The sequence below is a fragment of the Ahrensia marina genome (assembly GCF_042140245.1).
GTDB lineage: Bacteria > Pseudomonadota > Alphaproteobacteria > Rhizobiales > MH13 > MH13.
The window spans coordinates 1,135,973-1,162,361 of the sequence record NZ_CP159483.1; the positions used below are offsets into that span (position 1 = coordinate 1,135,973).

A 26,389-nucleotide genomic window follows, 5' to 3' on the forward strand; every position below is an offset into this window, starting at 1 on the left:
ATCATGGTTGAAGCAGTATCGCTGGCCGCGGTGCTTGCCGGGGCACAAGGCAGGCCCGACGCTTGGCCTCATGTGTTCGACAGACTGGGCGCTGACCTTGGCGGTGTGGGTGCGTTGCTGGAGCTTTTTGACGAGCGTGGCGCGCTCGGTATGGTCGGCCCGCGATCGGCTTTCTTCGATGACAGTCTGATGCGTAGCTACATTGAAGACTATCACCACCTTTCGCCGCGCCCGGCTATGATTGCGCGCCCGGACGCTCCCGACATTCAATACGACGCCCAACTGGGCAGCGATTCTGACCTGGACAGAAACCCCTTCTATGCGGAGTTTCTTCCCAGGCAGGGGCTACGCTACTTCGTTTCAGCGACGCTGCGCTTTGATGATGGGCTCTGTGGTGTGGTCTCCGTTCAAAGGGCACCATCGGCAGGGCATGTTGATGCGCAAGAGATTGCCCTGCTTCGCGCCATGCGGGCACCGTTGCATGCCATGATCGCGCCCGCTTTGCCGCTGCTTGTCCAGGGCGCTCGGGCCGATGCTTTGGCCGCTGTTCTGCCAGATCTCGCCCCGTTGGGTGCAGTGGTGGCGCTAAACGGGGATATCCTTTGCGCTGGTCCTGATGTTTACGCCTTGGAGGGTGTGGCGCCGATCCATGGTCCCCATGTTTCCGGCTTTGCGCTCAGCGCGTCCTGGCGAGAAGCGATCGTGGCTGCAGGCCGACAGTCTAAGGCAACTGGGCGCACCGAACGGGTTGCCCTTACCGTGTCCAATGAGGTCAATGATGTCTCAGGTACATGGTTCGCCGATGTGCGGACTTGCCCCCACCCATGGCGTGATTGTGCCGCACTGGTGCCGCTTCCGGCCATTGGTTCGCCTGTGCTGGCCGTGTCCTTTCGTCACGAACCGCCCAGCGTCGCAAGCCTTTTGCGCGCGCGCTATGGCTTAACGGCCCGCGAGAGCGACGTTTTGATGGCGCTGGCTGACGGTTTGACACCAGACGAGATCGCCACACGGTTCGATCTTTCCACACTGACTGTGCGCTCTTATCTGGCGCGATTGCGCGAGAAAACTGATTGTCAGCGGGCTACCCAACTGGTGCATCTGGTCTATGCCACGCACCGCCAAGTGCACTGACCGCACCACATTCTTGCCCAGCCTTGCTCGCCTCGGCGCCGTATTGCGGCTCTAAGCCACGCGAAAACCGTTCAGGAGGTGAGGATGCGCTGGTTTGTACGCTTTGTTTTGGTTCTGCTGGGTGTTGGTGCGGGGCTTTGGGCTGCCAACACATCGCTGTTTTCTGAGGGGGGCGAGACACAGCTTCTTGCCCACCGTGGTGTCCATCAAACGTTTCCAGCGGATGGTGTTGGCAACGACACCTGTACTGCCGCGCAAATCCACGAGCCGACCCATAGCTTTCTGGAAAACACCGTTGCGTCCATGAATGCCGCGTTCGAGGCAGGCGCGGATGTGGTTGAGCTTGATGTGCATTTGACCAGCGATGGACAGTTTGCCGTGTTTCACGACTGGACGCTGGACTGTCGCACAGATGGAACGGGCGTTACCCATGAAGCGGATATGGCGGAGCTGCGCGACCTTGATGTCGGATATGGCTATACCGCAGATGGAGGAGAAACCTTTCCCTTTCGCGGGCAGGGCGTTGGCATGATGCCAACCCTGGTTGAGGTTTTTGACCTGTTTGCGAACCGGCAGTTCTTGATCAATTTCAAGTCGCGGCGCGCCGGTGAGGGCGAGGCCTTGGCAGAGCTTCTCAATGGCAGTTTGGTGGCGCGTTCGTCGACGCTTGGCGTTTATGGCGGTCGACCTCCAACGGATGCGGCGCTTGCAGGCGTGGAAGGGCTTCGGGGGTACACACGTCGTTCTCTGCTTGATTGTGGCAAGCCTTTGCTCGCCCTTGGGTGGAGCGGTTATGTGCCTGAAGCCTGTCGCGAGACGCTTCTCGTTCTGCCAATTAACATTGCGCCCTTTGTGTGGGGCTATCCGCATAGGTTGACCGCGCGGTTGGCCGAGCATGGCACATCGGTGATCCTGATCGGCCCCTATAGCGGTGGCGATTTCTCTTCTGGCATTGATGATGACGAGACCCTGGCACGCGTGCCCAACGGTTTTGACGGCTTTGTTTGGACGAACCGCATTGAAGAGATCGGGCCGATGATGCCTGAACGGCGCTAGATCAACGCGCCTTTCGCGCCACGATGACAGACTTCGCCGATGCAGTGGATTCTTGGCATTGGTGGTGTGTTGGTCGCGGTGGTCGCAGCCCTTGGCGTGCGGCGTTTCATGGATGTGCGCGCAGAGCAAGCGGTGGCTGCAGCGCTTCATGCCGCTCAGCCTATCGACCCGCCGCGGTTCGACGAAGCGATGCTGGAAGGCCTTCCTGAACCGGCTCAGCGCTACTTCCGTTTTGCCATTGCGCCTGGCTCGCCGCTCTTCACCGTTGCTGACATTGTCATGGAAGGACGGCTTAGTCTCGGTCAGGCCGATGATCCCAAATGGATGCCAATCCAAGCGCGCCAAGTGCTCGGAGCGCCGAATGGGTTTCTTTGGCACGTGCACGCAAAGCAGGGTGGGCTGTCTATCGCCGGGTCGGATGCGGCGTTACGCGGTTCCAGTTGGACCCGCTTCTGGTTGGCTGGTTTGCTGCCGGTGGCACGGGCAGGTGGCAATGCCGACCATGCGCGGTCGGCTTTTGGGCGCTATGTCGCCGAAGCCCTGTTTTGGACGCCAGCCGCGCTTTTGCCGATGGAAGATGTTAAATGGCGGCTGCTTGGACCGGATAGCGCGCAGGTGACGCTGACCGCATTTGGGATGGAGCAGTCGGTCGAGGTGCATGTGGATGGGCGCGGTGCACCGACCCATATTGTGTTGCCGAGATGGTCAGATGCCAACCCACAGAAGCAGTTTCAGTTCCAGCCCTTTGGCGGTGACCTGTCAGAGTATCGTACCTTTGATGGTTTTACGGTGCCGACGGTTGTTCATGCGGGTAACCTCTACGGAACTGCCGACTATTTCCCGTTCTTTCAGGTCCGGGTGACCTCGTTGACCTATCCTCAACCCACCAAGTCATAGCGCATGTCGGGCAGTTTTTCCTCGTTGCCCGAACCGTCGGTGCGGTCCGTCACGACAAAACCCCGGCTTTCATAGAGCGCGCGGGCGCGGGCATTGGCTTGGAAAACCCAGAGGTGGAGCGGCGGGCCATACTGGTTGATCGCGTGGTCAAGAAGTTGCGCACCAACGCCTTGGCGTTGATGATCAGGGTGGACGAAGAGATGGGTGATCTCGCCTGTTGTCTCGTCAAGCTTGCGGGCAAAGCTCAAGAAACCGGCAAGGCCTTCGTCAGTCTCAGCGACGGTGACCTCGCAGCCGACTGCAAGCCCCGCAATGTAAGAGGTGTGTTCGCCGGTGGTGTAGGGATCGTCAAACAGTTGCATGGAGGCGCGCGCTGCGCCGAACAGCCTACCTAGAGCGCCAATGTCGGCACTGGTGAAGGGGCGCAGTGTGATCTTACTTGCCGCCTTCAAAGGGCTGCGAATGCCTCAGCACCGGTTCTGCGGGGCAGAAACGCTGTGTAGCTATAGGTGGCCACGCCCTCAATCAGAAACGGGTCCTGCTTCATCAGCTCAGCGATGGCGTCCACGTCTGAGCCTCTGGCCAGTATGACACCGCCAGTGCGCGGTACTTTGGGTCCAGATGCTAGGAAGGTGCCTGCCTTATACTGCGCATCAATAAAGGCCATATGTGCGTCTATCAGGGCGTCGACCTTCGACAGGTCATCGCTGGTGTATTGAAGTTCGACCACGATGATCTGGGTGGGGTCCGTCATAGGTACCTCTGCTTGTTCGGATTTATCTGGCGGGCTGATGCCCGCCAGTTATGGTCTGTCTGCTTTAAGCAGCGGCCTGTTTCGGTTCGATTAGACCGCGATTCACCAAAACCTCTGCGATTTGTACCGTGTTGAGTGCAGCGCCTTTGCGCAGATTGTCCGACACGCACCAGAAGGTCAGACCGTTTTCCGCCGTCGCATCTTCGCGCACGCGGCTGATGTACGTGGCGTCCTCGCCAGCGGCTTCATGCGGGGTGATGTAGCCGCCATCCTCGTGCTTATCGATGAGCAGGCAGCCCGGTGCATTGCGCAAAATGCCTTTGGCTTCCTCGGCCGTGATTGGGTTTTCAAATTCCACATTCACCGCCTCTGAGTGCGAGACGAACACCGGGATGCGCACGCAGGTTGCGGTCAGCTTGATTTTCGGATCCAAGATCTTCTTGGTCTCGGCCATCATCTTCCACTCTTCCTTCGTGTAGCCGTCTTCCATGAACACATCGATGTGCGGAATGGCGTTGAAGGCGATGCGCTTGGGGAACTTCTCCGGCTTGATCTCACCAACGGAAAACACCGATTTGGTTTGCGAGAACAGCTCGTCCATTGCCTCTTTGCCAGCGCCCGACACCGACTGATAGGTCGAGACAACAACGCGTTTGATGGTGGCGGCATCGTGCAAAGGCTTCAGCGCCACAACCAGCTGGGCGGTGGAGCAATTGGGGTTGGCGATGATGTTTTTTTGCCGGAAACCTTCAATCGCATCGGCGTTCACTTCGGGCACGATCAGCGGCACCTGGCTGTCCATGCGGAAGGCCGAGGAGTTGTCGATGACGACACAACCAGCGGCGCCGATTTTTGGAGCCCATTCGCGGGAGATATCGCCGCCTGCTGACATGATGGCGATATCGACCTTGGAAAAATCGACATTATCCAGCGCCACCACTTTCAGCTTGGTGTCGCCAAAGTAAGCGTCCTGCCCTGCGCTGCGACGCGAAGCGACGGCCAAAACGGTATCAGCGGGAAAGCCGCGCTCGGCCAAAATATCCAGGGCCTCGCGGCCCACATTGCCGGTCGCGCCGACAACTGCAACGGTATACCCCATGGGAACTATCCTTTTTCGTGTTGCCCGTGTGTGTCTCAACTGCGCACGAAGCGCAAGATAGCCCTATCGCCCCTCCCGAACTCCGGGTTGGGCGAAAAGCCGAACGCGCGGTAGGGACGGGCTGGTTAAAGCTCGGTCGTCTTGGTGGTGGTGGTTTTTGTTGCGCCCAGCATCAAAGCCGTTGTGAGCGACGTCACAACGAGATCGAAGGCTTTGGTTAGGATGCTTTCTTGGCGCATGGTGCGCTTTACCGCCACAGACGGGAGACAATGTCAATGTGGAGAGACCCTAAGAAGATGGTTCCGGCCTGTGCTGTTGCTTTTTTGCTAAGCGGCATTGCGCCCGCTTTGGCGTCGGATGATGCACCTCCGCCCTTGGATCATGGTATTCAGGTCAGTGCGCCGGCGGGCAGCTCAGCAAGCGTCTCGGTCAGTCATCCCGCATTTGACGGGTCACAGGCGCGCATCACCATCACAGAGGATGCCGTGCTCGCGGAGGTTGGAGAGCGCAGCATCGCCCTGCACAACACTGAATTGCCCGTTGAGCTTTGGCGGAACCAGCATTCGATCCTGCTGTTGGACATCAACTTCGATGGTTTCTTGGATGTCGGCGTTCTGGACAGCGTTGGCTATGGTGGGGTGAACATGTATTGGCGTTTCTCGCTTGCCGACCCTAAGGCGGGTTTTGCCTATGCCGGCATTTTCTCCAATCCGGAGCGCGATGATGTGATGGGGTGGCTGCGCAGCAGTGCGCGATCAGGACCGATTTGGTCGTCGGACATTTATCGCATCGAAGATGGTGAGCCGGTGTTTCACTACAGCCGTGAGCGGCATGGCGAGTATGACCGCATTATTGTTCCTGGCATGGAGCAAGTGGCGATCATATCAGCGATTGCGCCAGACCCTTGGGACTTTGAAGCGACCGATGATCCGGCTTTTCATCAAACCGCTCTGGCAACTGTTCCGCGCGCCTATTTTCACAACGATCCTAATGAGGAAAGTCGTCGCGATGCCTATCTGGTGGATGGTGACGTCGGGCGAGTTCTCAATGTGACGTTCAACCGGGATTGGCTTTACGTCACCTTCACGCACAGTCAGAGCGGGCGCACAACCGAGGGCTGGTTGCGAGCCGAGGATATGGTGTTTGTGCAGGGGTGAATGCCGCAGAATTGGATGGTCGGGTGAAGCCCGACCACGACGAAAGGGTTTTAACCCGCCACCACTTTTTGCACTTCCGCCAGCAGCGCATCGCCCATCTGGGATGTGCTTACCGGTGTGATGCCTGATCCTGCGATGTCGCCGGTGCGGATGCCCGCATCGAGCACGTTGGCGATGGCCGTTTCCACCTGGGTGGCAAGATCAGCCATGCCCAGCGAATAGCGCAGCATCATTGCAAAGCTTGCCACCATGGCGATGGGGTTGGCTTTGCCTTGGCCTGCGATGTCGGGCGCTGAGCCGTGTACCGGCTCATACATGGCTTTGCGCTTGCCGGTTGTCGCGTCTTCCGCGCCGAGGGACGCTGAAGGCAGCATGCCCAGAGAGCCGGTGAGCATAGCGGCCACATCGGACAGCATGTCGCCAAAGAGATTGTCGGTGACGATCACATCGAACTGCTTGGGTGCGCGCACCAGCTGCATGCCGCCCGCATCAGCCAACATGTGTGACAGTTCCACATCCTGGAAGTCGGCATGGGTTGCGGTGACCACTTTGTTCCAAAGCACGCCGGAGCGCATGACATTGCGCTTTTCCATGGAGCACACTTGATTGCTGCGCGTGCGGGCCAGCTCAAACGCGACACGAGCGATGCGGTCGATCTCGTGGGTGGTGTAGACTTGTGTGTCGACCGCGCGCTGCTCGCCATTTTCCAGTGTCACGACTTCTTTCGGCTCGCCGAAATAAACGCCGCCGGTTAGCTCGCGCACGATCAGAATATCAAGGCCTTCCACTAATTCCGGTTTCAGGGATGAGGCGGAGGCGAGGGCCGGATAACAGATGGCCGGACGCAAATTGGCGAACAGAGCCAGGTCTTTGCGCAGGCGCAGGAGACCGGCTTCGGGGCGCGCATCATAGGGCACGTCATCCCACTTCGGGCCACCGACCGCACCGAAAAGAACCGCATCGGCTGCAAGTGCTTTCTCCATCGCTGCATCAGATATGGCTTGACCATGATCATCATACGCCGCGCCGCCGACCAGATCGACGTCGGTTTCGATAGCGGTCAGGCCCTCTGCATTCGTCCAGGCAATGATTTTGTCCACTTCGGCCATGGCTTCAGGGCCGATGCCATCACCGGGCAGGACGAGAATGTTGGAGCGGGCAGGAGCCATGGACGGAGCCTCGTGTGTAGGAAAAGAGGCCCCGTGCGTAGCGGTACGGTTCGCTTAGCGCAAGGGTGTGAGCATTCCGACACCGATCATCAGCATGGCAAAGGTGGAAACGGCCGTGCGAACGCCGTTCCAAAACGTCCAACGCCTGCTGTACTCGTGCCAGATTGTCTCGGCGTTGCTGACCGTTGAGTCCACCAAAGCCAGGGCATTGTTCATCGGCACATTGACCTGGGCCGTGAGCAAAAGCGCGCCCAGCAAATAGGTGAGGCCGCCGCCCGCCACCCAGAACGCAGCGGCCGTACTGCCTGACCGCCAAAGAACCAGTGCACTGATGGCGGCCGCGATGGGTGTCAGAAAGAACGTGATGAAAAACACTGGGTTTTGCACTGCCTCGTTGATGCCTTGCATCGCCTCGATGGCTGCGTTTGGCGCGATGCGATCAAGCCCGGGCATCACGCCGACTGAGAAGGCGTAGAAGAAGCCAGCCATCAGTCCGACAAGAAGCAACGGTGGTAGGGTGAGGAGTTGGGCGATGTTCACGAGAATGCCCGCCCATGCTCACTTTCAGCCAGACTCGGTTTTGCGACCAACGTCAGCAGGATGAGCGAGGCGATCTGTCCGAGCAGCACGGCTGGCCAGATTTCACCGATGGCTGCGTCGATCCATTTTTGCGGGCCGTAGGAGATGAGCGCTGTGATAACCGCCAAACCGGTCAGCGCGCGGGCTGCTTTGCTCGACAGTGGCCCAAGAACCAAAGCCATCGTGGCGATGGCCATGGAAGCGGCGAGGAAGGGCGCCATCGCAAACAGTGGAATCGCCCGGGGCGGGTGCGGGGCAACGCCAGCGAAGAGGCTGGCAAGCATCACCAGTTGCAAGATGATCAACGTACCTAGGGCGGCATGGGGTAGACGGGACGGCATCGTGTTTTCCTTCTGGTTCAGATCAATTTCTAAACGTAAAGAACTTTACGCTTGTCAAAGGCGTAAAAGAGTTTACGGTTATGTGCAAGTGACATTTTGGTAAGGATCGGTGACAGGTCGGATGGTGAACTCAGCGCCCCAAAAAACCAACTCAAAGGCTGATGTGCGCCGCCGGGCCATAGAAGAGGCGGCGTATCGCGTGTTGGTCCGCGACGGCTACAAAGCGGCCTCCATTCTTGCGATTGCCAAGGAGGCGAAGGCATCCAACGAGACGCTTTACCGCTGGTACGGTAACAAGCAGTGGCTCTTTGCAGCGTTGGTGGAGCGCAATGCGGAATCAGCGCGCGATCTGCTGAGCGAGGCGCTGACCTCCCATACCGATCCGTTTGCTGTGTTGGAGAAGCTTGGGCCGGTGTTGTTGCGGGTTGTGACGAGCGAGCGTGCGGTCGCCATCAACCGCGCCGCGGCGGGCGATGTTTATGACACCGGCACGTTGGGTGAGGCGCTCGCCAAGGGTGGACGGGATAGCCTTCTGCCCTTGATCGCCGATGTGCTAACCCGCGCCCACGCCAATGGGTCGTTGGTCTTGAGTGAGCCAGATATGGCGGCGGAAATCTATATCGATCTGCTTATCGGTGATGTGCAGATCAGGCGCGCCACAGGCGCTCTGGGACCCTTGTCCGAGGAGGCCATTGTGGCCCGTTCGACACGGGCGCTGACATTGTTGCGCCGCCTTTACGCTCCGGCTTGAAGATGCGCCTGGCTTGGCTTAGGTGAGCGTTGCGCGCCGAACGTTCGGCGCTGCTTTTGGAGCTTTTATGCAAGAGATTGCGCGCATTCGCTAAGGCCCCGGCGTAGAGGGTTGGCCAGCCTGGCTAACCTTAAGGGACCATAAGACGAGCACCTTGCTGCCTGGGAAAGGCGGCGAGCGGTGCTTGGCGTTTGCCGTTCCAAATTCAAGACGATCCCATGAACATTTCCAAACACGAACAGCGTGTGCTGCACGTGCTCGCCCAAGGTGGGTCCATCCACTTTAAGCGCAGCAGCAGCGGCAAGGTGCACGAAATCATCTGCTTCACCCGCGATGGTCACGTGCTGACAGACTGCACACTTCGCGTTTTTGAACGCCTGAAGAAGCGCAAACTCATCCGCTCAACGGGCGGAAAACCCTACCGCATCACCTACAAGGGCCGCGTCTCCGTGCGCCCTCAGTTGGACAACCGCTAAAGAGATTTACCCATGACCAAAACACAATTCATCCGACCCATTGTGCGTGCCGATCTGCCGGCGCTGAAACGCGTTGTCGCCAGCACCGATCTTTTCCCGCCGGATATGTTGGGCGGAATGGTGGAGGGCTATCTGAACGGTGCATCTGATACCGTTTTGTGGCTCACATTTGCCAACCCTGATCCGGTTGCCATCGCTTACGCGGCTCCTGAGCCTATGACCACGGGCTGTTGGAACCTTTATCTGATCGCCGTTCATAGCGATCACCACGGCCAAGGCATCGGTCAGGCATTGCTTGGCCATGTGGAGGAGACGCTTGCCGTGGAAGGTGTGCGCATTTTGTTGGTGGAAACCTCTGGCGATGAAGGTTTTGATCGGACACGCGCCTTCTATCGGCAGTCGCACTATGAGGAAGAGACACGTGTGCGCGAGTTCTACCAAGCTGGGGAGGACAAGATCATCTTCCGCAAGGCGCTGTAGCCCCCACCCCTAGCCCCTCCCCACACGGGGGAGGGGAATACGCTCCAGCGGTGGAGCTGCCTATCCTGGCCTTGATGGGGAGGGCCGGAGCAATTCATGCTCCGGGGAGGTGCTAGGTGGCTGCCTCTTCCTCTTCTTCATGCTCCGCATACCGGTTCATCACGGGGATCTGGAACAGCGTGAAGGCGAAGGTGATGGGCATGACGCCCCAAACCTTGAACGCGACCCAGAAGTCGGTTGTCTGTGTGCGCCAGACAACCTCGTTGAGCACGGCCAGAAAGATGAAGAACAGGCCCCAGCGCAGCGTGAGGATGCGCCATCCTTCTTCTTTCAGGTTGAAGGCGTCATCAAAGACGTAGGAGAGCAGCGAGAGCTTGAAAATCCAGAGCCCGCCAAGCAGCACCGTCGCGAACAGCATGTTCACGATGGTTGGTTTGAGCTTGATGAAAAGATCATCGTGCAGAAACAGCGTCAGCGCGCCGAAGAAGAGCACCACAACGCCTGAAACCACCGGCATGATCGGCAGTTTGCCCAGATAGATGCGGGACGCAATCAGCGAGATGGTGATTGCCACCATGAACACAGCCGTGGCCAGAAAGATCGGCTCGCGAAACCATTGCAGGCTTTCATAGCGGTCGATCAAGCTCTGCCCACGCGCGTTGACGAAAAAGAAAATCACCAGCGGCCCAAGCTCAAGCGCCAGCTTGATCAAGGGGTTTTTGGTGGCTTTTTGATGTGTTGCGCCCTGATCTGGGGCTTGCGCGTCGCTCATGCTGGCTCGTTCTCTTGCGTATCGTCGAGCCCGGCGATGGCGCGAGCAAAACTGGTTGGGTCAAAGGCTTCCAGATCGTCGACGGCTTCGCCCACGCCGATCAGGTGCACAGGTATCTGGTGTTTCTTGGCGATGGCCACAAGGATGCCGCCCTTGGCTGTGCCGTCCAGCTTGGTCATGACCAGGCCAGTGACGCCAGCGGTTTTGCCAAAAACATCCACCTGATTGAGGGCGTTTTGGCCTGTTGTTGCATCGAGCGTAAGCAGAACATCGTGTGGCGCGTCCGGATCGATTTTCTTGATCACCCGGATGACCTTTTCAAGCTCGGCCATGAGCTCGGTGCGGTTCTGTAGGCGTCCTGCGGTGTCGATCAGCAGCACATCTGTGCCGTTCGCCTTGGCTTCCGTCAGCGCGTCGAAGGCGAGGCCAGCGGCATCGGAGCCTTGCGGGCGGGTGATCACAGGGGCGCCGGTACGCTCGCCCCACACTTTGAGCTGTTCAATGGCCGCGGCGCGGAATGTGTCGCCAGCGGCGAGCATGGGCTTCATGCCAAGTGCTGAAATTTTGGATGCGAGCTTGCCTATGGTTGTGGTCTTGCCCGCACCATTGACGCCAACCATCAAGATCACGTGGGGCTTGCGCGATGGCGCGACGCGCAGCGGTTCGGCGACCGGTTCCAAAACCTTGGCCACTTCGTCAGCGAGCACCTGCTTGATCTCTTCTTCGGAGACTTCTTTGCCGAAGCGCTCATCTTCCAGTCGCGTGGTGATGGCCATTGCGGTATCAACGCCAAGGTCGGCCTGGATTAAGATGTCCTGCAGCTCTTCCAGCGCCTCGCCGTCGAGCTTCTTCTTGGTCACCAGCGAGACCACGCCTTGGGTGATCGAATTGGAGGATCGCTTTAGTCCGTCGGTCAGGCGGGATAGCCAACCTTTTTTGGCCGGTTCATCAGACGGTGTTTCGACACGCTTTTCCGGCGTGATCGCGATGAAAGAAAGATCGTCGCTCATGCTGCCTGATCGGCCTCGTTGGTTAGGGTGCCCGTGAGGCGCTGTCCTTGATGGCCTGTGATGGTCACGGGCAGAATATCTCCCGATGCTGGGCCGTTGCCCGTCACGGGGATAGCAACCTCGGTGTAGGCCGGGATACGCCCGCGCGCTAGCCCATCGGCAACGCGTTCAATCAGCACGGGCTGGGTGGCGCCCGCTTGAGACGCCAGATGTTTGGCGAGCGCCTCGCGGCCCCTTTCACGCAGCCCGTCGGCGCGCGCCTTGATGATGGAGCGGTCCAGCTGTGGCATCTTGGCTGCTGGGGTGCCTTGACGCGGCGAGAACGGGAAGACGTGGAGGAAGGTCAGATCGCACTCGTCCACCAGCCTCAGTGAGTTTTCAAACATCGCCTCAGTCTCGGTGGGGAAACCGGCAATGATGTCGGCGCCATAGACGATGTCAGGCCGTGCGGTGCGCATCTCGTCACAAAAAGCAATCGCATCATCGCGCAGATGGCGACGCTTCATGCGTTTCAAAATCATATTGTCACCCGCCTGAAGCGAGAGATGGAGATGTGGCATCAAGCGTTCATCGCTTTTGATTGCATCGACCAGCGCCGGATCTGCCTCAATGGAGTCGATCGAGGAGAGGCGCAGGCGCTGAAGGTCAGGCACGTGGCGCAGGATTTGCTGAACAAGATCACCCAATTTGGGGCATCCCGGTAGGTCAGGTCCGTAGCTGGTGAGATCAACGCCGGTCAGCACCGCTTCGGCGTAACCCTGGTCGACCAGTGCTTTGATCTGATCAACAGCCACGCCCATGGGCACCGAGCGCGCATTTCCGCGGCCATAGGGGATGATGCAGAAGGTGCAGCGATGGTCACAGCCGTTCTGGACCTCGACAAATGCGCGGGTGCGTTCACCAAATCCATTGGTGAAAGCGGGCGCTGTTTCTTTCACGCGCATGATATCGGTGACGTGAAGTTTGTCTGGCGTTGATGTTGGCAGGCTTGCCCAGGTCGCAGGCGCTGTTTTGGCCTCATTGCCGAGCACCAGATCAACTTCATCCATAGACGCGAAGGTTTCCGGCTCAATCTGCGCTGCACATCCTGTCACCACCACGCGGGCGGTTGGGTTGTCGCGTTTGGCTTTGCGGATCGTCTGCCGCGCTTGGCGCACGGCCTCACCTGTCACGGCGCACGTGTTGACGATGATCGTGTTGCTATGGCCCGCAGCCTGCGCACTCTGGCGCATCGCTTCGGACTCCACAGTGTTCAGGCGGCAACCAAGGGTGAGAACATCAACGGTCATTGGTTCTCTATGCCGCCACGCTGGTAAAAATGGCGTCGGTCAGCATCACGTCGCGCTCATGTTCCACTGGCCCTGTCATCAGAACATGGTCGTTGTCTGCCCACTCAATCTGGAGTGTGCCGCCGGGCTGGTGAACCGTTACATGTCGCTCAGCACGGCGCAGGCGAGCGGCTGAAACAGCGGCCGCGCAGGCGGCTGAGCCGCAGGCGAGGGTTAGGCCTGCGCCTCGTTCCCAGGTCCGCATCACCAGTGTTTGCCGATCAACCACTTGGACGATGGAGATGTTCGCACGCTGCGGAAACAGCGGATGGTGCTCGAGCATAGGGCCGATCTTATCAAGGCCGATGGAGGCTGTGTCATCGACCCAGAACACCGCATGCGGATTGCCCATGTTCACCACCGCCGGGGAGGACAGGATGGGGTCGCCGGCCGGGCCAACATGCAGCTCAATAAAGCGCGTGTCCTGGAACGGCTCGGACAGAGGAATTTCATCCCAGGCAAAGCGCGGTGTGCCCATATCGACCGTGTAGGTTAAGGGGTTGCCTGGTTTGGTGATAGTTAGCAGTCCGCGTGCTGTTTCCACCAAACGCGTGTCTTGCGAGCCCTGTGTCTCATCAAGATGCCAGGCCACGCAGCGGGTACCATTGCCACATGCCTCGGCCAACGAGCCATCGGTGTTGTAGATGCGGATCAGTGCCACCGTTCCCTCGGTGCGTGGCGCGTGCAGAACCATCAGCTGATCGAAGGTGGTTTGAGGCTCAACTGCAATGGCTCTGGCTTCGTCCTCTGACACGATGTGATCGCTGTCAGTGAGATCCAAAACGGTGATCTTATTGCCCGCACCATTCATCACGCGGGCAACGCGGCCAGCCAGTACATTTGACGAGTGATTGTGCGGGTTGTTGTTCATGACGCGGATGTATGCCTGAAGGCTGTTTTGATGGCCAGTTTTTTAAGGGTCAGGCCCCATGGCTATGATTGAAATGGCGTTCGAGATGGCGAGCAATACAAGGAAAAGCCTGAAGAGCGGGATTTGCTGCCCGGTCAAAGGCTTTGACGCAGTAGGGCGATGCCAGATCGAGCGTCCTACGGATCGGGCTCATTTGCACGGAGTGCTGCGTCGCAAGTCCTTGAAAGTCGCATGACTTCCCGCAGCCTTGCTTCTTGCATCCGCACAAATGCTCTCCGCCCATTTCGACCATATACATGGGTTCTGACCCTAGAAGTGTGCAGTGCACACCTTGCTAAAAATCGGTTTTATGCTACATTTGTTCAACGTGCGGCGGCATTTTTTTTGAAGAGCCTAACCTGCCCTTGGCAGTTGGAACGCAAAAGATCGCCGGTTCAGAACAAGCGGCTTCTCGCACGTGAGGCTGCTTTTATGCCACGGCAGGAGACGTTTCATGGCTACAGGTACGGTTAAGTGGTTCGACGCGACCAAAGGTTTCGGGTTTATCGTTCCCGATGAAGGCGGCAAGGATGTGTTTGTGCACATTTCAGCTGTTGAACGCGCGGGCCTCCAGACCCTCAAAGACAATCAGAAAATCACGTACGAATTGGAAGAAGGCCGTAATGGCCGGATGGCGGCTGCGCAGCTGCAAGTCCAGGACGACTGATTTCGTTTTGATGACAGCGTAGTCCGTAAGGGATGCGTTGTTGAAGGAAGAGCCGGGCCATGTGTCCGGCTTTTTTGTGTCTTGACCTTGCATGACCGAGTAGCACGAGGACATGTGAATTGTCGGCTTGAGCTTCTCCGGTTCAGCGATTGGAAAAGCGTGAAGGACGAGTTTTGCCGCAACAACGTTTGTCTGAAGTCATCAAACTTTCAGATAGCCTCGACTTGGCGATGTTTATTCTGGAAGTTCAAGGCGATAGCAAGCTGGTCTTCCGCAAGCTCAATCGGTTTCATGAGAAGATTTCCGGCTTAAAGAGCAAGGATCTAGTCGGCAAAACGCCGTTTGAGGTTTTGCCGCCGCGTATGGCTGAGAGCGTCAACGCTAAATATCTCACATGCGTGCGATCATGTGCCCCATACTCCTATGAAGAAGTGCTGAACCTCCCCAATGGCGAGTTATGGTGGCAGACCACTCTTTCTCCCTTGATCTCCGAAGACGGGGTGGTGGTTGGCATTGTCGGTACCGGTGTCGATATCACCGCTCGCAAAGAGCAGGAGTTTCGCGATGCGCAAGCGCTTGCTGATCTGCGAAAACTCAATGAGGAGGTCAACACTTATGCCTCCATGGCAGCGCACGATGTCCGCGGACCGCTGCGCAAGATCAAAGTAATAACGGAACTGATCTTCGCTGACACTGTTCCCACGTCCGATGCGTCGATTGTCTTGTCACCTGATCAGCGTGCGTTGCTGGATTCCATTGGAACCATAGCAGGTTCAACACTTGAGCATGTTGATAGCATTCTCAGCTACGCTCGTGCGTTGTCTTTGCCCGATGAAGCCAAGTTTGAGGAAGTCGACCTCCAACTGTTGTTGGCCGATCTTATTGGGTTGGTTGATGCCAGCGGGGCGTTTCATTTTGACTATCCTAAGCAGGTGGTGGTCGCTGAACGGATCATTTTGCAGATCACACTGCGCAACCTCCTTGAGAACGCTGTTAAGTTTGGCCGGTCGCGATGCACGGTGACGCTGGCCGAAAGCGATGAGGCTCCAGGGTTCCTTGAGTTCATCACATCCGATGATGGTCCGGGCTTTGCCGATGGCGCAACGTTGATTGATCAATCAGCCCAATCTCGGATCAAGTCTCCGACCACTGGGTTTGGCCTGGCCAGCGCACAGCGTATGATTGAAGCGCGCGGTGGGCGCATGTGGTTGGCTGAAGGCGAGGGCGCCAATGTTGCTTTCACAATCGCAGGGTCAATTCTTGATGGACAAGCCGAACCCTAAGCCGCGCAACTGCGACGCATACCTGTGATAGACGCTGCGCCGCCTAGCTTGGCTGCAGATAAGCTGCTCGGATATCTTCGACGAGCTTCACATAATCGCTAAGCGTTGAAGGCTTGGCCCTATAGTCCGTAGCGCCAAGCGCAAGTGCACGTCGGCGATCCTCTTGTTGTGATGAGCTGGATAGCATCACAACATGGCGAACCTTATCTTGATCTGCTTCGAGTTTGCCAAGGGCATCGAGCACATCAAAACCGCTCATGTTGGGCATCTGGATGTCAAGCAGTGTGACATTGGGCTCGTGGGTGGTGATGGCGTTCACCGCTTGGCGGGAGTCCGCAATCTCGATCAGTTCAATCGGCGATTCCAAAGCATTGAAACTGCGGCGAATGACAAACCGGTCCAGCTCATCATCATCGACCACCAACACTCTTGCGAGCGGTGATGGAGTAGCTGACGCAATGTCCTGCATTGTCGCTCCTTGCATCTCTAAGGTTGTATGCGCGCGCCGTGTCAGGGGGTGTCGGAGCATGCGCTCTGACTTGTACTCTGTATGTAGCACTTTTGGCATAAGTGAATTCTTATTGATTCTGTATAGGAAAGCCTGAAGCCTAATAGTTCAGTGAGTCCACATGGCAAATCTCGTTTTAGTCTTTTGTGATCGCTATAATGCACAGCCTTGATCTGGCTTTTGAGCAAGCGCCTAATTCGAGGGTGTTGCTTGACATGCTGACCGTCACACCGTAGCGAACGCCCATCTCTTTGCTGATGCTTTTGCATGAGCCGACCGGGACGCCTATCTGTATGTGATCCCGGAGGTGACCTCCCGCCAGCGCGATGCGCCCGCGGGAGCGCTTTCCGTTTGGCTCACCGCTTTTCTTTTGCCTCAGCAACCAGACTGGACCGATACGATGTTCGATACGCTTTCTGACCGCCTTTCAGGCATTTTCGATGGGCTCACCAAACGCGGTGCGCTTAGCGAGAAAGACGTCAATGAGGCCTTGCGCGAGGTTCGTCGCGCGCTGCTGGAAGCGGATGTGGCGCTGGAAGTGGTGCGTGCCTTTGTCGAGCAGGTACGCGCGCGGGCTGTTGGCGTTGAGGTTCTGAAGAGCGTTTCGCCCGGCCAGCAGGTTATCAAGATAGTGCATGACGAGCTGGTGGCGGTTCTTGGGTCTGACGCACAAACCATCGATTTGGCTTCGGTGCCGCCGGTGCCGATCCTGATGGTTGGCTTGCAAGGCTCAGGTAAGACCACGACCACGGCAAAGATCGCCAAGCGCCTCACCGAGCGGGAGAAGAAAAAGGTCTTGATGGCCTCCCTTGATACCCGACGTCCGGCTGCCATGGAGCAGCTGCGCGTTTTGGGTGAGCAGCTTGAGGTGCCGACCCTTCCCATTGTCGAAGGTCAAAGCGCGGTGCAGATCGCTCGCCGCGCGATGGATGCTGCGCGACTTGGTGGGCATGATGTTGTGCTGCTCGATACCGCCGGACGTACCACGGTCGATGAAGCGTTGATGAGCGAAACGGCGGAGATTGAAGCCGTTGCCAAACCGCACGAAGTGCTTCTGGTCGTCGATGCGCTGACCGGTCAAGATGCGGTGAACACCGCGCGCGCTTTTGATGAGCGTCTAGATGTTACCGGCATTGTGCTGACCCGTGTGGACGGTGATGGGCGCGGTGGTGCGGCGCTTGCTATGCGCGCTGTTACTGGCAAGCCGATCAAGCTGATCGGTACGGGCGAAAAAACCGACGCGTTGGAAGAGTTCCATCCGCAACGCATCGCTGGCCGCATTCTTGGCCAAGGCGATATCGTCTCGCTGGTTGAAAAAGCCGCTCAGGACATTGATCAAGAAAAAGCGGCCAAGATGGCCAAGCGCATGCAAAAGGGCGCGTTTGATCTCAATGACCTGAAAGAGCAGATGCAGCAGATGCAGAAGCTCGGCGGTATGGGCGGCCTGATGGGCATGATGCCCGGCATTGGCAAGATGAAGAAGCAGATCGATCAAGCCGGCATCGACGACAAAGCCATCACCCGCCAAATCGCGATCATTCAGTCGATGACGCCGAAAGAGCGAGCGAAGCCTGATCTTTTAAAAGCTAGCCGGAAAAAGCGCATTGCAGCGGGTTCTGGCATGCAGGTGGCTGACGTCAACAAGCTTCTGAAGATGCACCGCCAGATGGCCGACATGATGAAGGCCATGGGTAAGAAGAAGGGTGGCATGCTTGGCAATCTGTTCGGTGGCGGCATGCCCAGCCCTGAAGAGATCGCAGCCGCCCAGGCATCTCAAGGTGGCGCAGCCGAGACACCGAACCTTGATCCCGACGCGCTGGCGAAAATGGCGCAGCAAGCTGGTGGAGGGCTTCCCGGCCTTGGTGCGCCAGGTGGTATGCCGGGGCTTCCTGGTCTCGGTGGGGGTATGCCCGGCATGCCTGGACTGCCCGGTCTTGGCGGTCAGGTGCGCGGCGGAAAAAAGAAGAAGCGCAAATGACCGACGATTTGCCCCTTGTTGCTCCAACGCTGGAAACCGAGCGCCTTATCTTGCGCGGTTGGGAGCTTGAGGATTTTGACGCCTATGCCGCATTTGTTGCCGATGACGAAGCCAATCGTTTTCGCGGCGGTGCGGTGGATCGCATCACGGCGTGGAAAGACTTTGAAGGTCTTGCCGGTCAATGGGCGTTGCGCGGCTATGGCACGTTTGCAGTTGAAGACAAAGAAACCGGCGAGCTTGTGGGCTGGGCGGGGCTTTGGCACCCGGCGCGGCTTGATGAGCCTGAGCTATGCTGGAGCGTTTTTCCTGCCTTTGCAGGCCAAGGCTATGCCCATGAGGCGGCCGGCGCTGCGCTGGTTTGGTGGACGCAGATTGAAGACAATCCGGCTCCTTTCTCCATGACCCACCCGGACAATGTTGCCTCGCAGCGGGTGGCAGAAAAGCTTGGTGCATTGCGCGGCGAAGACTTCGTGTTTGATGGCCGCCCATCCTTCTTTTTCCGGCACCAAATTGCTGGGCGTGAGGAGATGGTGCATTGACCACCGACTACGCGCTCACCATTCCAACGCTTGAAACCGAGCGGCTTCTGCTTCGTGGCTGGAAAGATTCCGATGCGGAGGGCTATGGCGAGCTTTATGGCGATGAGGACAATGCCAAGTTTATCGGTGGCGTGATGGCGCCGTGGGATGCTTGGCGCATGGTCGCTCAGCGCATCGGCCAGTGGCATCTGCGCGGGTTTGCGATGTTTGCCATTGAAGAGAAAGCCTCTGGGCAGTTCATCGGCCATGCTGGCCCGAACTTTCCAAAAGGCTGGCCTGAGCCAGAGATTGGCTGGGGTTTGGTCAAACGGTTCCATGGCAAAGGCTACGCTCTTGAGGCGGCACGCGCCTCGCTGCGCTTTGCCTATGAAGCACTTGGCTGGGACACCGCGATGAGCCTAGTCGACCCGGACAACATACCCTCTCGCAAGCTCGCTGAGCGCCTTGGCGCCACCTATGAGAGCACGCAGACGGTCACCAGTTTTACCGCCGATGTTTATCGGCATCTCTCACCAACAGAATTCTTGAAATAGCTGACAGAAGGAACTGACAATCTATGGCTATCAAATTGCGTCTGGCCCGTGGCGGGTCAAAAAAGCGTCCCTACTACTCCATCGTTGCTGCGGATGTTCGCGCCCCGCGTGACGGCCGCTATGTGGAAAAAGTGGGCAGCTACAATCCTTTGCTTCCTAAAGACTCCGAAGACCGTGTGAAGCTGAACGTGGAACGCATTCAGCACTGGCTGTCCGTTGGTGCACAGCCGACGGATCGCGTGCTGCGTTTCCTTGATGAAGCCGGCCTGGCCAAGCGTGAGCCACGCAACAACCCGAACAAAGCTGTCCCTGGCGAAAAAGCCAAAGAGCGCGAGCAGGAAAAAGCTGACAAGGCTGCTGCATTGGCCGAAGCCGAAGCTGAAGCGGCTGCCGCACCAGCCGAAGAAGCCCCTGCTGAAGAGGCTCCGGCTGAAGAGGCGCCTGCCGAAGAGGCTGCTGCCGAAGAAGAGAAAGCCGAATAGGGTCTCGCCCCCTGGGGTTAAGACTTCTCGGCTTTTATGGCCATGGCTGGATCTGATCCTTTCATCATCCTAGCTCGCATCGGAGCGCCCAACGGGGTGCGCGGTGCAGCGCGGGTGAAGCTGTTTGGTGACGATCCGGCTGGTCTTTCCGAGTACGGCCCGCTGCGGCGGGCTGATGGCAAGGGTCATCTGGCTATCAACAGCATGCGTGCTGGGAAAACGCCCGACATGGTGGTGGCAACGTTTGAGGGCATCACCAGTCGAGAGCAGGTGGCTGAGCTCAATGGTGTTGAGCTTGGTCTGCCGCGTTCGGTTCTTCCCGACGTGGACGATGAGGATGACTTTTACCACGCCGATCTGATCGGCTTGGAAGTCCGTCTTACCGATGGAGCTCGGTTTGGAGAGATCATGCAGGTGGCCAATTACGGTGCTGATGATCTGCTGGACGTGAAGCCAGATCGTGGCGGCCCATCGGTGTTGGTGCCCTTCACCAAGGCGATTGTGCCGATCGTGACGGTGGGTGACGGGTATGTTGTGCTCGATCCGCCTGATGGATTGCTTGATCCTCCTAAGAAGAAGCCTGCCGAGGCCGACGGATGACGTTCAAAGCCGACGTCTTCACGCTCTATCCGGATATGTTTCCAGGCACGCTGGGTGCCGCATTGGCCGGCAAAGCGCTGGCTGATGGCCTTTGGTCGCTTGACGCTTACAACATTCGAGACAGTGCGACCGACAAGCATCGCTCGGTGGATGATACCCCCGCTGGCGGTGGCGCTGGCATGGTTCTGCGTGCTGATATTTTGGCCAAGGCGCTTGATACGCACGTGCCCGCTAATGACCCTCGGCCAAAGCTTTTGATGTCGCCACGTGGCGTTCCTTTGAGCCAACAGATGGTGCGCGATCTAGCCGATGGTCCAGGCGCGGTGATCGTCTGCGGTCGCTTTGAGGGTGTTGATGAACGCGTGATTGAGGCTCGCGGCCTCACAGAAGTTTCGATCGGTGACTATGTGCTTTCGGGTGGAGAGGTGGCGGCGCAGGTGGTGCTTGATGCCGTGGTGCGTCTACTGCCTGGCGTCATGGGCAATGATGTGTCCGGCGCGCATGAAAGCTTTGAGGATGGTTTGTTGGAGCACCCGCATTACACCCGTCCGGTGGAGTGGGAGGGGCGCACCATCCCCGACGTGTTACGATCCGGTGATCACAAGAAGATTGATGCTTGGCGGCGCGAGCGGTCGGAAGCATTGACCCGCGCAAGGCGACCTGATCTCCTCAAGACATGAGCGAAGATAACACTGACGCATCGCATCAAGGGACGTGGCATGGACGATGTCTGTGCCGGGGCGTTGCCTTCACAATTGAAGGGTCAATGAGCGAGTTGTCCGCTTGTCATTGCAGTCAGTGTCGTCGGCAAAGCGGCCATTATCAGGTGGCTGGCGTTGTCGCCAAAGATGCAATCACCTTTCAAAGCGATGTGACGCTCACCTGGTATCGCTCATCTGACCATGCGCAGCGCGGCTTTTGCTCGAAGTGTGGCTCGGCTTTGTTTTGGGATGACGGCGGCGATAATATGAGCATCAATATTGGGTGTCTCGACCGGCCAACCGGCCTGCACTTGGCGAGCCACATCTTCGTGGCCGACAAAGGCGATTACTACCAGATCAGCGATGGGCTTCCGCAGGCTGATCAATACGAGTGATACCTCTCGACAAGGCTTACCGCCTCGTGTATGCGATCCGCTCACCCGGTAGGCGACTGCCGGGCTTTTGGATTTTAAAACAGCCTGTGCACTTGGCGCGCTTTGCGCACCAGGTAGATCGAACCGATCATCACCGACGGGCTTTGTTCGAACACGCACGCATCCTGCGGCCTTCTTTTTAGCGCCTTTTGCGCAAGGCCCTCGTGATGCCTCTGGACCGAAACATGGAGATCAGCCGATGAACCTCATCGCTGAACTGGAAAAAGAACACGCTGCTGAGCTTGAAGCCAAGCGTCCCATCCCAACCTTTTCACCGGGCGACACCTTGAAAGTGAACGTTCGCGTGACTGAGGGCACCCGCACCCGTGTGCAGGCCTACGAAGGTGTGTGCATTGCACGCTCTGGCGGTGGGCTGAACGAAAGCTTCACGGTGCGCAAAATCTCTTACGGTGAAGGTGTGGAACGTGTGTTCCCGCTTTACTCGCCACTGCTCGACAGCATCGAAGTGGTGCGTCGTGGTAAGGTGCGTCGCGCCAAGCTGTACTATCTGCGTGATCGTCGCGGTAAGTCGGCGCGTATCGCCGAAGCCACCAACGTTCGCGCCCGTGCGCTGAACGATGAAGTGCGCGCTGGCATCGCTGCTGATAAAGCCGCTGCCCAGGCAGCTAAGGATGAAGCCAAGGCCGCTGCGGAAGCAGAAGCCAAGGCGGCAGAAGCAGCGGCAGCCGAGGCTGCGGCCGCAGAAGCTGTAGCGCCTGCTGAGGACAAAACCGAGTAGGTCTTTCTCTCAACCCTCGGGTTTAAAAAGGCGGTCGTTTGGCCGCCTTTTTTGTTGCGCCATCAGAGTGTGTTGCGGTTCAGCGCCAAATACTGCAGCAGCATGATGGTTTTTGCGTCGGCGATGGCGCCGGACGCAATCATCGCCAGGGCCTCGTTCAGTGGCACATGCAAGACTTCGATATCTTCGCCTTCGTCTGGATGGCCGCCCCCTTCTGAGATCTGATCCTTGGCAGTGTAAGTGCCAACGAAGCAGGCCAGCTTCTCGGTGACTGATCCAGGACTCATGAAAGCATCGAAGACAAGCGTAAGCTTGGAAACGGAGAATCCCGTTTCTTCTTCCAATTCAGCGCGCATGCGTTCTGCCGGGTTCATGCCTTCCAACAGACCAGCTGGCGTTTCGATCAAGAAGCCTTGATGACCGTTCAGCTTGGCCGGTAGACGGAATTGTTTGACCAAAAGCACAGTGCCTTGCTCGCGATTGTAGAGCAGGCAAGCAGCACCATTGCCGCGATCATAGGCTTCGCGCGTTTGTTGCTGCCAGGCGCCGTCGCGACGTTTCAGTGAAAAGGTGTGTTTGGTGAGCGTGCCCCAATCATCAGCCAAAACGATCTGTTCAATGGGGCGAAAGAAATCTGTTTCGTTCAAAAGATAGGCCTTGCTTGTTCGCACAAAAAACCCGGCTCACGAGTGTGAGCCGGGCCAAAATCGTGTGTTGGGGACGTCTAACAGCGAACGATGCGGTAGGTCCCGTTGCCATTTGAAACGGCGCATTCGTTGGTTGTGGTGTTGCGGGCATAGATCGCGCCTGCGGCAGCACCCGCGGCACCTGCGACAACAACCCAACCTGCGCTGGCGCCAAAGGCTGCTGCGGTGAGGGCGCCAAGGCCACCACCGATAACGCCGCCGGCAAGCGTGTTTTGTTCAACCCGGCTCATGGATTGGCATCCTGCCATAGCCAGAGCACCCGCCAGAACGAAGCTGGCGGCAACACGCTTGAAACCGCGTTGGGTGGCGGGACGAAGAGCTTGGGTGTGCGACATCACGAAAATCTCCTGAATTGCGGTGGACGTGTCGATCCATCAACACGCGGCAGTGACAGGATGCCCCCTCGGGACACATCTGTCGATTGTTCGCGATCAATGCTCTGATCACGAAACGCTACAAAAACGGTTTGGTTCCCAATCGGTCACCAAGGTTGAAGATCGGCAGATGCGGTGGCGACCGCCGACCTCTTGGGTGGATTGGCTGGCAGCTATTTCTTGCCACCTCCTGGTACGTTTGGCGCGGTGCCACTTGCTGCATTAACATCGCGTACCGACAGTGTGGCAGGCGCATTGCCGACGGAGGAAAATGTGCCAAGCCAAACTTCGTAGGCGCCAGTCTGTGCCCCGTCGATCAGAACCAGCGGGTTGAAATCGCCGCCGGAGTCATCATCGCACAGCACCGTACCATTGGGTGCGCGGACGGCCAGCGTGGTGTCCTCGGCAGAGCGCACGGTCATCTCCACGTCGAGGCCAGCATCATCGACATACGCAATGAAATCGGGGTTGGAGGCGATGAAACCATTGCAGGTGCCACCGAAGGTGTTGAACGCTTCGAAAGAACCACCGGCCAAGAGTTCAAACTCTTGGCGTGTCATGCCGCCGGTGATGGCTGCTTCTGTGACGGCGCCATCCGGTAGAATTTTCTCGTCCAAAATCTCACTGATGGCGAGCGTCGCCTCTGGGTTGCCAGCCGACGGGTCATAAGTGCCAATGAAAACCTCATACCGACCGGAGCTGGGATTTGTCATGGAAACAGCAGGGTTCAGCCCATCGGTGTCATCGTTGCAAAGCACTTCGCCGGTTGGCGTGCGGACCAGCAGCGTTGTGTCAGCATCGGAGTTCACGAACACACGCAGGGGCCAATCGCCTGATGTGTAGTTGAGCACGAAATCTGGCTCTGATGCGATGTTGCCCCAGCAGCCGGGGTCAACGGTTCCCGCATCCACCACACCACCGGCAGCAAGGACTGTGGTGAAAGGATCTGGTGTGAAACCTGCTGTCAGTGACATCGATGTAACGGCGCCTGATGGCTGGACTTTGGTGGTGGAAACCTCCTCAACCCGAAGAGTGGCTGGTGGGAAGATGTCGTTCTCAATTGGGTTGAAAGTGCCGATCCAGACAGCGTAGTCGCCGCTTAGGCCTTCTGGGCCGATAAGACCTGGATTGAGGCCCGAAAAGTCATCATTGCACTGAACCTGACCATTTGGCAGTGCAACCGCCATGGTCGTGTCCTCTTCCGACGTTGCCGTGATGCGCAAGGCCTGACCGCCATTGTAGGTCACGACATAGTCAGGGGCTTCCGCGACGAAACCGTTGCAGAATTGGCCAAGGGTGGTGCCATCCATGGCGCCGCCAGCCTGCAGATCGATGCTATGCGACCCGAACCCAGCTCCCAGCTGAGTGGACCCGAAGGTTGGCGCTAGGCGCAGTCGGTCACCCAAACCTCCCGGCGAGACCGAGCCGCTGTCACCGCCAGGCCCAGCGGTTACGGTGAGCGTGGCGTCAGGAAAGAAATCGTTTTGGATTGGATTGAAGGTGCCGACCCAAACCCCGTAATTGCCTGCCGTTGGGGATGCGATAGACAGCGCTGGATTGAGGTCTAGATCGTCATCATTGCAGTAGACTTGGCCGTTAGGGCCCACCACGACGAGTGTGGTGTCCTCAGCTGATTCCACGCCCAGATCGAGCGGTCCGCGGCTGCCACCCTGGTAGTTGATCACGTAGTCTGGCACGTCGGCTACAAAGCCAGCGCATGCGTTGTTTGCTGCAAAGGCATCCACATCGCCACCAGCTTGCAGCGTAAAGGTTTGGCTGCCGAAGCCGGTTGTGACTGCGATTTCGCCGAAGGTTGGCGTTTGGTTGGCGTTGAAGCCACTGCCGCCTGGTTGTGGGGCAATCACCGCGCTATTGGTGGATATGTTAAGGACGGCTTCGGGATAAAAATCGTTCTCTATCGGGCCAAAGGTGCCGACCCAGACAGCATAGCTACCGGCCTGAGGGTTGCTGATTTGTAGACCTGGGTTGAGGTCAACAGCATCATCATTGCAAAGCACTGAACCGTCGGGCGCGACCACAATGAGCGTTGTGTCGACATCGGATGTGACTGCCAGATCGATCGGGCTGTTCATCCCGGGCGCTATGGTCAGCTGATAATCGGGCACATCAGCAACAAAACCAGCGCAGGCCTGATTGGTTTCAAAGGCATCCACAAGTCCGCCCGCCTGAAGGGTGAAGCTTTGACTGCCAAAAGCTGCATCCACTTCCAGCTCACCAAAAGTGGGCGCCTGGTTGGCATTGAAACCGGTGGCTGTACCGCCGGGAGCAGGTGCAACGGGTTGTGTTATCGCCTGCGACTCGGTGAGCACAATGTCGGCATCGGGATAGGTGTTGTTTTGGATCGGTTCATAGGTGCCAATCCACACCGCATAGCGTCCAGGCTCGCCAAATGATGTTTCGATGCCCGGGTTCAATCCATCAAAGTCGTCATTACAAAGGATTTGTCCATCTGGTGCTTCAACAACCATGGTCGTGTCAGCATCTGACCGGCCTTCGATGAGCACCGGTGCATCGCCGCTATAGTCCAAGATCAGGTCAGGTGCGTCAGCGATGAAGCCATTGCAACCTGATGCCAGAGAGCTGGCGTCAATATCTCCGCCTGCTTGAATGGTTTGCGAAACGGAGCCGAAGCCCTGGCCTTCGCTGACGGTCCCGAAGGTTGGATCAAGCTGGCTGTTCTGCGCTGACGCGGTGGCAACAAGGCCCAAGGAAAGGGCGGTGGTGGCGACCCCTGCGAGCAGTTTTAAGGAGGGTTTGGTGAAGCTTGAAGAAGCCATGCGTGCGGGATCCCTTTGTTGGTTCAGGTGCAGCGTTGTTGATGATGTGCTGCTGCTTGTCTGCCCAGTCATTTGTAACGCCAATAAGGTTACGCCTGCCCAGTCAGACTTGTCCACCAAGTGGTGGGTTGGTCTG

Annotated in this window: 31 protein-coding genes; 17 read left to right on the forward strand and 14 right to left on the reverse strand. The window is 57.9% G+C overall.

What is annotated here, in order from left to right; all coding sequences use genetic code 11:
- The first annotated feature begins 3 nt into the window (after nt 1-3).
- The 3 genes from ABWH92_RS05585 to ABWH92_RS05595 all read left to right on the forward strand — a co-directional run bounded on the left by ABWH92_RS05585 (nt 4) and on the right by ABWH92_RS05595 (nt 3,084).
- Nucleotides 4-1,131, forward strand: a complete 1,128-nt coding sequence (locus ABWH92_RS05585; protein WP_375572916.1) for a helix-turn-helix transcriptional regulator — start codon at nt 4-6, stop codon at nt 1,129-1,131.
- An 84-nt stretch (nt 1,132-1,215) separates the two neighbouring features.
- Nucleotides 1,216-2,187 (forward strand): glycerophosphodiester phosphodiesterase family protein, encoded by a 972-nt coding sequence (locus ABWH92_RS05590; RefSeq protein WP_375572918.1) that lies wholly within the window; start codon nt 1,216-1,218, stop codon nt 2,185-2,187.
- 39 nt (nt 2,188-2,226) lie between these two features.
- Entirely contained in the window at nt 2,227-3,084 is an 858-nt protein-coding gene (locus tag ABWH92_RS05595; RefSeq protein ID WP_375572920.1) for a DUF6544 family protein, read from the forward strand.
- Here ABWH92_RS05595 and ABWH92_RS05600 read toward each other — a convergent pair.
- The 3 genes from ABWH92_RS05600 to ABWH92_RS05610 all read right to left on the reverse strand — a co-directional run bounded on the left by ABWH92_RS05600 (nt 3,066) and on the right by ABWH92_RS05610 (nt 4,937).
- Nucleotides 3,066-3,536: a GNAT family N-acetyltransferase gene (locus ABWH92_RS05600; RefSeq protein WP_375572922.1), complete on the reverse strand. Its 471-nt coding sequence runs from the start codon at nt 3,534-3,536 to the stop codon at nt 3,066-3,068. The two genes, ABWH92_RS05595 and ABWH92_RS05600, sit on opposite strands and share 19 nt — an antisense overlap.
- Nucleotides 3,533-3,838 (reverse strand): YciI family protein, encoded by a 306-nt coding sequence (locus ABWH92_RS05605; RefSeq protein ID WP_375572924.1) that lies wholly within the window; start codon nt 3,836-3,838, stop codon nt 3,533-3,535. The genes ABWH92_RS05600 and ABWH92_RS05605 overlap by 4 nt, the downstream gene beginning before the upstream one ends.
- A gap of 64 nt (nt 3,839-3,902) precedes the next feature.
- On the reverse strand, nt 3,903-4,937 hold the full coding sequence (locus ABWH92_RS05610; RefSeq protein WP_375572925.1) for an aspartate-semialdehyde dehydrogenase: 1,035 nt from the start codon (nt 4,935-4,937) through the stop codon (nt 3,903-3,905).
- A 275-nt stretch (nt 4,938-5,212) separates the two neighbouring features.
- Here ABWH92_RS05610 and ABWH92_RS05615 point away from each other — a divergent pair, with 275 nt between their 5' ends.
- A complete protein-coding gene (locus ABWH92_RS05615; protein ID WP_375572927.1) occupies nt 5,213-6,094 on the forward strand; it encodes a hypothetical protein in 882 nt (293 codons plus the stop codon).
- Between the two features lie 50 nt (nt 6,095-6,144).
- Here ABWH92_RS05615 and leuB read toward each other — a convergent pair whose 3' ends face one another.
- Genes leuB through ABWH92_RS05630 form a run of 3 tightly spaced genes read right to left on the reverse strand, consistent with a single transcriptional unit; the run spans nt 6,145 to nt 8,183 of the window.
- Nucleotides 6,145-7,263 (reverse strand): 3-isopropylmalate dehydrogenase, encoded by a 1,119-nt coding sequence (gene leuB, locus ABWH92_RS05620; RefSeq protein ID WP_375572929.1) that lies wholly within the window; start codon nt 7,261-7,263, stop codon nt 6,145-6,147.
- 54 nt (nt 7,264-7,317) lie between these two features.
- Nucleotides 7,318-7,803 carry a DUF1772 domain-containing protein gene (locus ABWH92_RS05625; protein ID WP_375572931.1) on the reverse strand — a complete coding sequence of 162 codons (486 nt, stop codon included), beginning with the start codon at nt 7,801-7,803 and terminating at the stop codon, nt 7,318-7,320.
- A complete protein-coding gene (locus tag ABWH92_RS05630; RefSeq protein ID WP_375572933.1) occupies nt 7,800-8,183 on the reverse strand; it encodes a hypothetical protein in 384 nt (127 codons plus the stop codon). Before ABWH92_RS05630 ends, ABWH92_RS05625 begins: the two co-directional genes overlap by 4 nt.
- A 109-nt stretch (nt 8,184-8,292) precedes the next feature.
- Here ABWH92_RS05630 and ABWH92_RS05635 point away from each other — a divergent pair, with 109 nt between their 5' ends.
- From ABWH92_RS05635 to ABWH92_RS05645, 3 genes are all read left to right on the forward strand, one after another.
- Nucleotides 8,293-8,934 (forward strand): TetR/AcrR family transcriptional regulator, encoded by a 642-nt coding sequence (locus ABWH92_RS05635; RefSeq protein ID WP_375572935.1) that lies wholly within the window; start codon nt 8,293-8,295, stop codon nt 8,932-8,934.
- A gap of 218 nt (nt 8,935-9,152) precedes the next feature.
- Nucleotides 9,153-9,410, forward strand: coding sequence for a YjhX family toxin (locus ABWH92_RS05640; protein ID WP_375572937.1), 258 nt, complete (start codon nt 9,153-9,155; stop codon nt 9,408-9,410).
- Nucleotides 9,411-9,422: 12 nt separating this feature from the next.
- Entirely contained in the window at nt 9,423-9,890 is a 468-nt protein-coding gene (locus ABWH92_RS05645) for a GNAT family N-acetyltransferase (RefSeq protein ID WP_375572938.1), read from the forward strand.
- A gap of 112 nt (nt 9,891-10,002) precedes the next feature.
- On the opposite strand, the gene ABWH92_RS05650 is transcribed toward ABWH92_RS05645, so the two are convergent.
- From ABWH92_RS05650 to dapF, 4 genes are read right to left on the reverse strand one after another with little or no spacing between them, the layout of a single operon-like run.
- Entirely contained in the window at nt 10,003-10,662 is a 660-nt protein-coding gene (locus ABWH92_RS05650) for a septation protein A (RefSeq protein ID WP_375572940.1), read from the reverse strand.
- Complete coding sequence (gene ftsY, locus ABWH92_RS05655; protein ID WP_375572941.1) at nt 10,659-11,672, reverse strand: signal recognition particle-docking protein FtsY; 1,014 nt, start codon at nt 11,670-11,672, stop codon at nt 10,659-10,661. The genes ABWH92_RS05650 and ftsY overlap by 4 nt, the downstream gene beginning before the upstream one ends.
- Nucleotides 11,669-12,961: a tRNA (N(6)-L-threonylcarbamoyladenosine(37)-C(2))-methylthiotransferase MtaB gene (gene mtaB / locus ABWH92_RS05660; RefSeq protein ID WP_375572943.1), complete on the reverse strand. Its 1,293-nt coding sequence runs from the start codon at nt 12,959-12,961 to the stop codon at nt 11,669-11,671. Before mtaB ends, ftsY begins: the two co-directional genes overlap by 4 nt.
- Nucleotides 12,962-12,968: 7 nt before the next feature.
- Entirely contained in the window at nt 12,969-13,871 is a 903-nt protein-coding gene (gene dapF, locus ABWH92_RS05665; protein WP_375572945.1) for a diaminopimelate epimerase, read from the reverse strand.
- A 493-nt stretch (nt 13,872-14,364) separates the two neighbouring features.
- Between dapF and ABWH92_RS05670 the strand changes: the two genes are divergently transcribed.
- The gene (locus ABWH92_RS05670) at nt 14,365-14,577 is read left to right on the forward strand and encodes a cold-shock protein (RefSeq protein ID WP_375572947.1); all 213 of its coding nucleotides are present in this window, start codon (nt 14,365-14,367) and stop codon (nt 14,575-14,577) included.
- Between the two features lie 173 nt (nt 14,578-14,750).
- The gene (locus ABWH92_RS05675) at nt 14,751-15,860 is read left to right on the forward strand and encodes a PAS domain-containing protein (protein ID WP_375572949.1); all 1,110 of its coding nucleotides are present in this window, start codon (nt 14,751-14,753) and stop codon (nt 15,858-15,860) included.
- Nucleotides 15,861-15,903: 43 nt separating this feature from the next.
- Here ABWH92_RS05675 and ABWH92_RS05680 read toward each other — a convergent pair whose 3' ends face one another.
- Complete coding sequence (locus ABWH92_RS05680) at nt 15,904-16,329, reverse strand: response regulator (protein ID WP_375572951.1); 426 nt, start codon at nt 16,327-16,329, stop codon at nt 15,904-15,906.
- A gap of 439 nt (nt 16,330-16,768) precedes the next feature.
- Here ABWH92_RS05680 and ffh point away from each other — a divergent pair, with 439 nt between their 5' ends.
- The 8 genes from ffh to rplS all read left to right on the forward strand — a co-directional run bounded on the left by ffh (nt 16,769) and on the right by rplS (nt 22,374).
- Entirely contained in the window at nt 16,769-18,346 is a 1,578-nt protein-coding gene (gene ffh / locus ABWH92_RS05685) for a signal recognition particle protein (protein ID WP_375574198.1), read from the forward strand.
- Nucleotides 18,343-18,885: a GNAT family N-acetyltransferase gene (locus ABWH92_RS05690; RefSeq protein ID WP_375572953.1), complete on the forward strand. Its 543-nt coding sequence runs from the start codon at nt 18,343-18,345 to the stop codon at nt 18,883-18,885. The genes ffh and ABWH92_RS05690 overlap by 4 nt, the downstream gene beginning before the upstream one ends.
- Entirely contained in the window at nt 18,882-19,418 is a 537-nt protein-coding gene (locus tag ABWH92_RS05695; protein ID WP_375572955.1) for a GNAT family N-acetyltransferase, read from the forward strand. The genes ABWH92_RS05690 and ABWH92_RS05695 overlap by 4 nt, the downstream gene beginning before the upstream one ends.
- 23 nt (nt 19,419-19,441) lie before the next feature.
- Nucleotides 19,442-19,900 (forward strand): 30S ribosomal protein S16, encoded by a 459-nt coding sequence (gene rpsP / locus ABWH92_RS05700; protein ID WP_375572957.1) that lies wholly within the window; start codon nt 19,442-19,444, stop codon nt 19,898-19,900.
- 42 nt (nt 19,901-19,942) lie between these two features.
- Nucleotides 19,943-20,500 (forward strand): ribosome maturation factor RimM, encoded by a 558-nt coding sequence (gene rimM, locus ABWH92_RS05705; RefSeq protein WP_375572959.1) that lies wholly within the window; start codon nt 19,943-19,945, stop codon nt 20,498-20,500.
- Nucleotides 20,497-21,180, forward strand: a complete 684-nt coding sequence (gene trmD / locus ABWH92_RS05710) for a tRNA (guanosine(37)-N1)-methyltransferase TrmD (RefSeq protein ID WP_375572961.1) — start codon at nt 20,497-20,499, stop codon at nt 21,178-21,180. Before rimM ends, trmD begins: the two co-directional genes overlap by 4 nt.
- 86 nt (nt 21,181-21,266) lie before the next feature.
- The gene (locus ABWH92_RS05715) at nt 21,267-21,596 is read left to right on the forward strand and encodes a GFA family protein (protein ID WP_375572963.1); all 330 of its coding nucleotides are present in this window, start codon (nt 21,267-21,269) and stop codon (nt 21,594-21,596) included.
- A 238-nt stretch (nt 21,597-21,834) separates the two neighbouring features.
- A complete protein-coding gene (rplS, locus tag ABWH92_RS05720) occupies nt 21,835-22,374 on the forward strand; it encodes a 50S ribosomal protein L19 (protein WP_375572965.1) in 540 nt (179 codons plus the stop codon).
- A gap of 62 nt (nt 22,375-22,436) precedes the next feature.
- Here rplS and ABWH92_RS05725 read toward each other — a convergent pair whose 3' ends face one another.
- The 3 genes from ABWH92_RS05725 to ABWH92_RS05735 all read right to left on the reverse strand — a co-directional run bounded on the left by ABWH92_RS05725 (nt 22,437) and on the right by ABWH92_RS05735 (nt 26,253).
- On the reverse strand, nt 22,437-23,021 hold the full coding sequence (locus tag ABWH92_RS05725; RefSeq protein WP_375572967.1) for an NUDIX domain-containing protein: 585 nt from the start codon (nt 23,019-23,021) through the stop codon (nt 22,437-22,439).
- A 77-nt stretch (nt 23,022-23,098) separates the two neighbouring features.
- Nucleotides 23,099-23,416 (reverse strand): bacteriocin, encoded by a 318-nt coding sequence (locus ABWH92_RS05730; RefSeq protein WP_375572969.1) that lies wholly within the window; start codon nt 23,414-23,416, stop codon nt 23,099-23,101.
- A gap of 212 nt (nt 23,417-23,628) precedes the next feature.
- The gene (locus tag ABWH92_RS05735) at nt 23,629-26,253 is read right to left on the reverse strand and encodes a hypothetical protein (protein WP_375572971.1); all 2,625 of its coding nucleotides are present in this window, start codon (nt 26,251-26,253) and stop codon (nt 23,629-23,631) included.
- Nucleotides 26,254-26,389 lie beyond the last annotated feature (136 nt).